Raw genomic sequence first — 10,000 nt, 5'->3', positions numbered from 1 at the left:
TACCCATAGGTATTCAGTCTTTTTCCACCATCATCACCGACGGGTATACCTATGTGGATAAAACCGAATATATTTCCAAACTCACCAAACAGGGTAAATATTATTTTCTCTCACGGCCCCGTAGATTTGGAAAAAGCCTTCTTCTTGATACCATCGATTGTGCATTTTCAGGAAACCGGGACCTGTTTTCCGGATTGTATCTTGATACACCAGAATCGGGATGGGATTTTTCACTCCGATACCCGGTTCTCAGAATAGACTGGTCTGTCGCTCCTGTCAGAACACCTGAGGAACTGGAGCGGAGAATTCATGAAATATTAGACTCATGGGCGCTCCAATATGAATGTACCCCGGTTCCTACGACGAGTGGAGGGAAATTTGAGTATATTGTCAGAAATATTCAGAAAAAGACCGGGATGCAGATTGTAATCCTTATCGATGAATATGATAAACCAATCCTGGATACCCTGAAAACGCCGGTTATCGCTGCAGAGATGCGGGATATGCTGCGAGACTTTTACGGAATCCTCAAATCCCTCGATTTCAGCCTGAAGTTTGTGATGCTTACCGGCGTCTCTAAATTTGTAAAGACCGGAATTTTCTCTGGCCTGAATAACCTGAACGATATCACGCTTGATGATATATATTCTGCAATCTGTGGATACACTGAACATGATCTGGAGCATATTTTTGGAGCATATATTTCGGAATTTAACAAAGAAAAGGTCAGAGAATGGTATAATGGCTATTCATGGAACGGTGAGAAGGTCTATAATCCCTTTGACATCCTTCTTCTCTTTTCCAAAGGAGTATTCAGACCATACTGGTTTGAGACCGGCCCACCAGGTTTTCTCATTGAATTGTGGAAAAATGCACCACGATTACCGGCAGAATTAGACGGTATGGTTGCCGGAGATGAACTTTTAGGATCGTTTGATCCTGAGCGGATCCGGGTTGAAACGCTCCTTTTTCAGGCAGGGTACCTAACGATCCATTCCTGGGAGAGTAACCCTGATATCGGAACATGGTATACCCTGGGATTTCCAAACCGTGAAGTTCGTGAATCGTTTAACCGAATGATTCTCTCTATTCTCGGTCCGGATGCCCAAAATGTATCTGTCCCGGCATATCGGAGAATTCTCGAGACTGGAGATGCAGAGGGATTGCGTACCCGTATCCAGGCATTGTTTGCATCAATTCCTCATGACTGGTACAGGAAAAACCCGATATCTCAATATGAAGGGTATTATGCCAGTGTTTTCTATGCATGGCTCTCCAGTCTTGGCTTTCCCGTTATCCCTGAGGATGTCACAAATAAAGGAAGGATTGACCTTTCACTTCAGGCCGGCTCAATTACCTGGATATTTGAATTTAAGGTCCTGGGAATTGATAAAAGTGGAGATAGAAATCCTCTCAGTCAGATAATGAAAAAGGGATATGCAGAGAAATATCTGGCAAAATCAAACCAGGTGATTCTGGTCGGTATCGTATGGAATCCGAAAACTAAAAATATTGAGCAGTGGGATGTGTCATCCGGATAATACAATGAGAAAATTTCAGGCCATAATCCAGGATGCATTCTGGTTTATTCCAATAAAACAATAAGATGAAAACACCTTTCACGTATCCTTTTGTTTTATGGTTATATGGATATCATGGTGTTTTCTCAGATAATTGATAATTTTTTCCGACTCAACCCATCGGATATCCAGCTGATTGATCAGAAGATCAATCTTTTTAATCTGTTCCTGAATGATTGCGTTTTCATAAGGACCAAGGTTTTCTGAAAGAGTGGCTATGATGGTCAGCGGGTTTCGGATTCCATCGTTTAATATGGAAAGTTCTGCTATGTTCTTCTTTATCTGGGCAAGGGCCAGCTCATTTTCATACTCTGCCATTTTTCTTCTCGTAACATCTTCGGCAGTTCCCTCATAGAATTCTATTGCACCATTATCATCACAGACGACCTTCATATGAACGTTTATCCAGAAAGGCGTTCCATCCTGCCTCTTCTCTTCAAGCTCAAACCCGGTTACTTCACTTTGCTGTTTGAGGAGGCCATAGATGGGATTCTCCTTATTCGTCAGAGAAGAGAGAGGAGTGTCTTTCTCCTTTAAAGCCTGTTTCATCTCTTCAGGATTTTTATACCCATAAATCCCTGCAAATGCAGGATTCATCTCCAAAAACCGGCCATCAGGATCTATCCGGAATATGCCAAGGATTGAGTCTTCAAAAAGTGCACGGTACTTCTTTTCACTTGCAAGTAACGCATTTTGTGCTGCAATTCGTGCAGATAATTCATTCTGAAGCTCCACTGTTTTCCTGGCAACCATTCTCCGTAGTGTCCAGATCCACATGAAGATGACAAAGAGCAGCCCTAAAACAGGCAACAAGACATACAAAAAAACCTTTTGAAATAACTCTGCCTCATACTGCCGCTCTATGGGAGCAAACCAAAGATTTGAGATCCGTTCATATTCACCGTTTCTATTGATGATAACGATGCCTTCGTTTATCTTTCCAATCAGATCCGGATCTGATTTATGGGCCGCAACACAAAGTTTCAGTCGTTCAATTGGTTCTCCAGCCGGCTTTAAATTCCTTATCCCAAGCTGCTCCATCAGGTACGAGGCAACCGGTTTGTTAATAATAGCTGCATCATACCCACCGGCAGACATCTGCAATAACTGCTCACGGTAATCAGGAACAATCGTGATATTTGCTGGAAACCGGGCGTTTTCCAGTTTTTCTTCCCAGATATCCCCACTGGCAAGTATGATCCGTTTGCCTTTGAGCTGGTCAAGAGAGGTAATATCTGAATGTTCCTGAACATAGAGGTACCAGTTCAGGGTAACGATGGGAACAGAAAATACAAACCGGTCGGTCCGGTTGATATCGTATGCCATTGTCCCTGAAAGATCAATAGTATGGTTGGATAGTGCTGCTTTTACCTCCCCCCATGGATGAGGCGTTACATTGACCGTGAAACCTGCTTCTTTCCCAATTGCACGGATAATATCAACAGAAAAACCAGCAGCATTCCCGGAGTTGTCCTTAAATTCAAAGGGAGGGTAGTTTTCATCAGCCCAGTACTGATATTCCACACCGCTCTTTTCATCAGCTCCTGATGATACGGGAATGAGAAAACAAAGGATGAAAATTGATAGAATGAGAGATAATTGAATAGGAAAGGGGAGGAGATGAGAACTTTCTTTTTTCTTATACATATATCGGGACATCATATATATTTGCGAAACGATATGTATCTGAAGATCGTGCAGTACTAGTACAGTAATCACTACCAATATAATTCCATCGTTTTAACCCCGGTTAATGAATAGAACCCATACTATACCCTTTATCTCATCGCAGAAAAGAATATAAGTGATTGCCCGTCATGTCTGATAATAACCCCCTTCATCTCATCTTCCTGAAGGTACCCAAGAATTATTGCCCCGCCCTCTCCTTTCATGAGAAGTGAGCGACCATCATCACTGAAAGCTCCCCATATCCGCTCATATTCTCCCGTGTAATCGATATCTCCGGAGAAGAGCGAACCTTCATGAGTATCTATGGAAAGGATAACCGGCTGATATTCAGATTCATCGGCAGGAGTGATACCGGTATATTCAGATTCGGTACTATTCCATATCCCGGTCAGATCTGGAAGATCTGGTTCTGGTATGGCATACTGACCATCCCTGGAAAAACGCCAGGTTCTGACAGCCGGATCAGACATGTCATCAGGCAGTTCATGAAGTATACCGGTATTCCCATCGATTATTCTCCCAAGTATGAGCGAGGGTTTTGTGGTATGGGCAACAATCGTCATTCCATCACCGGAAAGACACCCGGATAATGCGTATTCATTCCGGTCTGGGAGAACAAGAGTTCCATTCAATAACCGGCCGGACTGGTTGATTACAGCGATACCCCCTCCATCCTGCGTTACATTCATATATAGGCCATTTTTCCCAAGCGATTCGGTGGTAAGAAACGGCCACCAGCCGGTGATGTCTTCAATCTTATAATCCGGAATGTTTAGAGTGGGGTTTCTGAAAAGTCTCTCAATTGAAACATTTTTATCAGGGTGAACAGTTGCAGATATTAGTTCTTCTGACCCCAGGAATGAACCAATACGAAGAACCCCGCCTTCTGATAGCATCAGTACCGACCGGTTATCCGGCCCAATACACCCAATTATTGATTTGGGAAAACCGGTATTATCTTCACAGTGCCCTTCAAAAACACGGGAAGACTGATTGAAAAGAGTATACGATAAAACCGATGGAGTGATAATGCCATCACAATTCGTTATCTCTCCTTCACCCGTCCAGGTTCCCGTGATATTTTGGATATCTGCACCGGATGCCAAGGTGGGAATACATACGCTCAAAACCAAAGCAAAAGCCAGGATAGACATGACAATGTGATTCATTGATCCTCCGACTCCCCGAACTTAGGGAGTAGACGTATTCAGAATCATATTATCTTAAAGGATCATGAAGGTTTTCAAGTTCTGCAGATCCTGATCTTCCGGAAGTTTTCTCGCATCAGGCATCAGAATATAATTTTTCAATATCACGAATGTCGTATACCAGATATCTTTCCTTCATCAATTTCTCTTTTTCTTCTACATTCCTGACAAATAAGCAGAATTTTTTAGATTTCCATACATTCATATCAAATGGAACCAGTTCAGCCTTTTTTTCCAGCGTATGAAGAACCTGATATGCCTTTGAGAGGGTTAATCGAGAATATTTACATTCACAAAAAACAACCGAATGGTTTCGTGAATCAAAAACAATACAGTCAATCTCCTCTTCTTTATGCCACCATCTGCCGGCATCCTGTCCGGGATACAAGCGGGATATTACTTCCTCCCGGATGAAAACTTCAAACTTCCTGCCAAAAAAATGTGTATGGGCGGGAGTCAGAGGATGAGAGAGTTCAATAAATCTCCTGTTCGGAAAGACAAATGTGTACCAGAAATCCAGAAGTGAATCCGATATTCTATAGATACTTTTTTTGGGGCTGCCAATTATGGAAGATTCTTTCTCAACAAATCCAAGCCGTATCATACTCTCAAGATAGGGATAGAGATTCCGGGTATCTAATCCAATAGATGTCGCAATTTCTGATGGTGTTGTTCTTCCGGAAGCAAGCGACCCCAAAATGGACTGATATATCTTCAATTCCCGAAATTCCTGTGATAATAAGAAATATGGTTCTCGATAGAAATACCCAAACATATCATAGAATTCATTCGACGTAAAAGCATCAATATCAGAATATTCTCCTGCCCGGTTTAGATATTCAGGAATTCCTCCAATAATAAAGTACATCTGGAGACATGTTTCGAATGAACCCTGAAGGAATTTTTTGGCTTCTGAGAATGGAAGGGATTTTAAAAGAATATCCCGATCTCTTCGTCCATAAAGTGGTGAAGTGTGGGATAACGCAGCATCACTCATCAGGCCCAGGAGTGAACCAGTCAGAATTATTACCCATGGTGATGCGGAAAGTCGCATATCCCACGCTTTCTGAATAGCAGATAACACCGATTGATCTGATTTAATCAGGTAACTAAACTCATCAATGATGAGATAAGAGCGTTGATTCGGTTGATGTGAACTGAGATAATCAAATAATTGTGACCATGTGTAGATTGGAAGATCTGCAAGAAGAGGGTCTTGAAGATACTGGGAAATAAGAGTTTTCAGCCCTTCAATTTGAACACGTGGAGCAGTATCTTCTGCAAAAAATAATACTCCTGATTTATCACGGGTGAATTCTGATAAAAGCCGGGTTTTTCCAATCCTGCGCCGACCATATACGATAATCAGACTTGCCGTAGGTTTATCCCACTCTTTTTCCAGAACCTGAAGTTCTTTATGCCTATTGATAAAATGTCTAATCACGATTAGTACTAATCATGATTAGACCAATTATTATAAAAATCTACCGGTCTGATTTTTGATCGAACAATAATAAGATAATAAGATAATAAGAGCATCCAGAATATACCTATCCTGACGTTCTGAAAATTTTGCAATAGAAAAACTGTAATGCACAATTTTCGGTAAAATTGTGTAATATGATTGTGCGGTTATAGCGGGTATAAAATTATGCGAACCAAGTTATGTATAAAGAGTCTACTTTAATCCAGTAAAATCCAAAAAACCCTAATTCATACGCTCTTTCTGAAAACCCACAAAAAATCTAATCACGATTAGTACTAATCACAATTAGACCATTATCGTTTTAATTAAAGACCAGATTATCAAATGCCCGAAAGGTATCCTGTGCCGGGGACCCCGATACAAGACGGGTAGCATAATAATCCGGAGAGTATGAATACGGAAATTGAGGAGAGGTAACCGGAGATTGTCGAATTCCAGGATCAGAGAGAGAGCCGGAGCATCCCAGAAGAAGAATTATCATGAAGAATAATACCGGTGCTTTTTGACCTCTTATACCTCAATCTCATGAACGGATATCCCCTGTTCTCCTCCACTTCCCGGATGGTACCCATATCTCAAACCTGGCCCCTTCTCCCGGTGTTCCGGTCTCACAGATATCAAGTCCGGTAATCGAGAGTATCTCCCGTGCTAAAAAGAGGCCGATACCCGTATGTGCTCCATATCCCCGCTGGAAGATACGGGTCTTCTCCTCTTCAGCAATTCCGACCCCGTCATCCTCACAGATAAGGATCATGGACCCATTCTCTTCCCGTGCAGAAAACCGAATCCTGGTTACCGTTCTCCCATGGCGGATGGCATTATCAAGAAGCGTTGTGAATACCTTCCGGATGATGGGATCTGCATAGACGGTCAGGTCAGAAGGAACCAGGTTTTCAATAATGACCTCACCCGGAGAGAGTTCGGTTTTTGCAGATTCGATAACCTTACATACCTGCTGCCATCCTGATCCGGCTGTCCCGAATGCTTCATATTCACGGGTAAACCCAATGGTTGCCTCAATTCGTTTTCCAATGGCAGATGCCCGGTCCACAAAGGTCATACACTCCTCCATGTTCTCGCTGTCACGTGCCAGGTCATGACAGAGCTGCATGGAGGTCAGCTGATTGAGAATATCATGCCTGGTCAGGCCGGTTAAAAGACGGATCTTCTGATAAGACTCCTTCAGCGCTTCATCCATCTGTTTCCGGTCGGTAATGTCTGAAATGAACCCTTCAAGGAAGAGGATCGTCCCGTCATCGCCAAAAATCCCCCTTCCCCGCTCCCACACCCATCTGGTCTCTCCATTCCGGGTGATAATCGGATATTCACCCTCGAAGTAATCGTTCATCTGCAATTTTTTCTGCCAGATATCCCAGATATCGTCGCGATACTCAGGATGGATGATATCGTTATTGGAAAGAGTTTTATTTCCGATGAAATCTTCCGGCTCATACCCCGTCAGTTGCCTGCACCCGTCACTGATATACATCATCGTCCAGTCTTTATCGTTTGCACACCGGTACACAACCCCTGGCAGATTACTGATCAGGGTTTTCATAATCCGTTCCTGTTCCTGTCCCTGCATCAGGGCTCTTTTAAGTTCCTGTTTCGTGTGCCAGGTATTCACAAGAAGGAGAGAAAGAATTGCAATCCCACCCAGAATCGCAAGAATAGTCAGCCAGAAATGCCTGAACACCTCTTGAACGGTAGGTATCCTGTAATCCTCATAAGGAGGCAGATGTAAAGTCCTGAGAAGTTCATGAACCGACGAATGGTCCTGGGGAATCGCCCATCCTGCACTTCTTGCAGCCAGTGCAGCCGGATCATCTGCATCCATCATCAGGAGGGCAACAGATACCGCCATGCTCAGGGTCAGATTCGTCCCGGAAACCGCAGCAAATGCCCATTCCGGATACATACGGGTGGATATCCGGTATGGATACCATGGATATACCTGGCTCTGATCATTGATAACCCGGATTTGGTTCAGATCGATCCGTCCCTCTTTTGCCATCCGCTCCAGCTGGGTACTTCGGGCAGTTCCTGCATCTGCATATCCATTAATAACTGCAAGGACAGCAGCATCATGTGTCCCGGTAAAGTTCAGTTCAGCAAAATCCCGTTCAGGGTCAAGCCCCCGCTCCTGTATCTCCCTGAATGCAGCATGCCAGCCGCCAAGCGATGTCGGATCAACCGCTGCAAATCGTTTTCCTTTCAGATCCTCAATAGTCCGGATATCAGCATTGTCAGACCGGGTACATATCACCCCGCCAAAGACCGGGATCGGGTCAGGATCACCGGGTACCTGCAAGGTTGCAATCCGCTGGGCAAGGCCATAGTACTCAAGAGCGGTATATACAGACGGATTTGCAACGATAAATGACACACTCCGGTTCTGAACGGCTGGCGTTACCTCCTGAAAAGAAAGGGGGATGATGGTGAAATGATATGGGGCAAGCTTTTCTGAGAGGTAGTCAGCAGTCAGGTCCCACTCCATATGAGCAATCTCCTCCCCCCGGTTTGCTAACACGCCAATCCTGACATCTTCAGAGACCGGAGAGAGAGAAGGCAGATGAGAATCCGAACCGACACTATTGTCCCTGACCTGCTCTGTACTACTAACCGGGAGAGCAGGGATCGGGGCGATGAGAAGAGAGAGAAATAGAAGAACATGAAAGAGGATGAGCCACCCTGAAAAATATCGCCTCCGTCTTCCGATCATCACCACATCCTCACCCCCACTCCCATCCACCAGATCCCTGAACCATCATATTCAGATAAGATGGATATACTTCTGACATGATAAGGATCCCGGCCATCTTCCCTGAGAAGGATACCAAAAGGAACCCCCGGCCTTATCACACCCCCTCTTTCACCACCCATTTCCCTGCAGGGACACGGATCTCAAACCGTGCTCCAGAACCCAAAGTACCGGTCTCCGATATGGTCATTTTATTAATTGCCAGAATCTCCCTGATGAGAAATAGCCCAAGGCCGGTGTGTTTCCCATACCCCTGCCTGAAGATCTTCTCCTTCTCATCATCCAAAATACCAGATCCGTCATCTTCATACACAAAGATACAGTCTCCATCATCAATCTGGTAGGAAAAAGCAATCCTGGTGACATGATCCCCGTGCCTGATGGAATTTTCAATCAGCGTGAAGATTACCTTTTCCAGGATCGGATCTGCATACAGGTACAACCCTTTCAGATCAACCTGACAGGTTATCGGACCGATTGAATACCCATCAAGGACATGAGTAATCATCCGTTCCGCATACTGCCACATGAGCGATTTATTCCTGATATCATCAACCAGTTTTGTAAATGCGATCTGACTCCGGATAGTGGTTGTACAGGAGAGGCATTTTTCAATATATGTATGAATTTCCGGATCCAGGTCATGGTCCGCCAGTAACTCAAGATATCCCAAAAGGGCCGTCACCTGGTTTAAGATATCATGCCTCGTGATCGAAGAGAGGATGGTAAGTTTCCGGTTGGCCTGCAACAGGGCATCCTTGTCCTCTTTCCGGTCGGTGATATCACGAATGGAGACCAGGTCTGCATCCGCTCCGTTCCACTGAATAAGGTGTCCTGCAGCCTCCACAGTCCGTACCTTCCCTGACTGTGTGATGAGAGTATACTCATTGATAACCGGATTTCCTGTCCTCTTGATCTCTGCAAGGTCAGCCAAACTCTTTTCAAGGGATTCTGGTGAAAGAAAATCCCTGATATTGAGCGGTGATGGCAGAGAACCGGGGGATAATTCACAGATGGAATAGGCTGCCGGGTTTCCATAGAGGACATTCCCGTTAAAGTCAAGGATGACCACAGGATCATGAACGTTTTCTATGATGAGACGCTGCTGACTCTCTATCTCCTTTAGAAGCCGTTCTGACGCCTTTTTTTCGGTAATGTCCAGGATAATGGAGCATAAATAGTCGATACCTGAATCTGTAGATTTATAACTACTTAGCATATGCGCTGCCTATATTAAATCTATAAATTAGCCTTCTTTTACCAACACATTTATGAT

The 10,000-nt window shown here is 44.1% G+C and carries 7 protein-coding genes; 1 reads left to right on the top strand and 6 read right to left on the bottom strand.

Translation table 11 applies throughout. The features are described from left to right. On the top strand, positions 1-1,541 hold a 1,541-nt coding region (locus LDL35_RS02450), incomplete at its 5' end, for an ATP-binding protein (RefSeq protein ID WP_304019155.1). 78 nt (positions 1,542-1,619) lie between these two features. Here LDL35_RS02450 and LDL35_RS02445 read toward each other — a convergent pair. From LDL35_RS02445 to LDL35_RS02420, 6 genes are all read right to left on the bottom strand, one after another. Beyond that, on the bottom strand, positions 1,620-3,227 hold the full coding sequence (locus LDL35_RS02445; protein ID WP_304019153.1) for a transporter substrate-binding domain-containing protein: 1,608 nt from the start codon (positions 3,225-3,227) through the stop codon (positions 1,620-1,622). A 131-nt stretch (positions 3,228-3,358) separates the two neighbouring features. Next, complete coding sequence (locus LDL35_RS02440; protein WP_304019151.1) at positions 3,359-4,438, bottom strand: hypothetical protein; 1,080 nt, start codon at positions 4,436-4,438, stop codon at positions 3,359-3,361. Between the two features lie 115 nt (positions 4,439-4,553). Beyond that, positions 4,554-5,921 carry an ATP-binding protein gene (locus tag LDL35_RS02435; protein ID WP_304019149.1) on the bottom strand — a complete coding sequence of 456 codons (1,368 nt, stop codon included), beginning with the start codon at positions 5,919-5,921 and terminating at the stop codon, positions 4,554-4,556. Between the two features lie 343 nt (positions 5,922-6,264). Then, positions 6,265-6,444 (bottom strand): hypothetical protein, encoded by a 180-nt coding sequence (locus LDL35_RS02430; RefSeq protein WP_304019147.1) that lies wholly within the window; start codon positions 6,442-6,444, stop codon positions 6,265-6,267. A gap of 42 nt (positions 6,445-6,486) precedes the next feature. Further along, positions 6,487-8,715, bottom strand: coding sequence for a PhnD/SsuA/transferrin family substrate-binding protein (locus LDL35_RS02425; protein WP_304019146.1), 2,229 nt, complete (start codon positions 8,713-8,715; stop codon positions 6,487-6,489). A gap of 106 nt (positions 8,716-8,821) precedes the next feature. Further along, positions 8,822-9,943, bottom strand: a complete 1,122-nt coding sequence (locus LDL35_RS02420) for a PAS domain-containing sensor histidine kinase (protein ID WP_304019144.1) — start codon at positions 9,941-9,943, stop codon at positions 8,822-8,824. Between the last annotated feature and the right edge of the window lie 57 nt (positions 9,944-10,000).

It is taken from the genome of Methanospirillum hungatei (assembly GCF_020216685.1).
Classification (GTDB): Archaea; Halobacteriota; Methanomicrobia; order Methanomicrobiales; family Methanospirillaceae; genus Methanospirillum; species Methanospirillum hungatei_B.
This window is presented reverse-complemented; position numbering and strand designations above follow the sequence as displayed.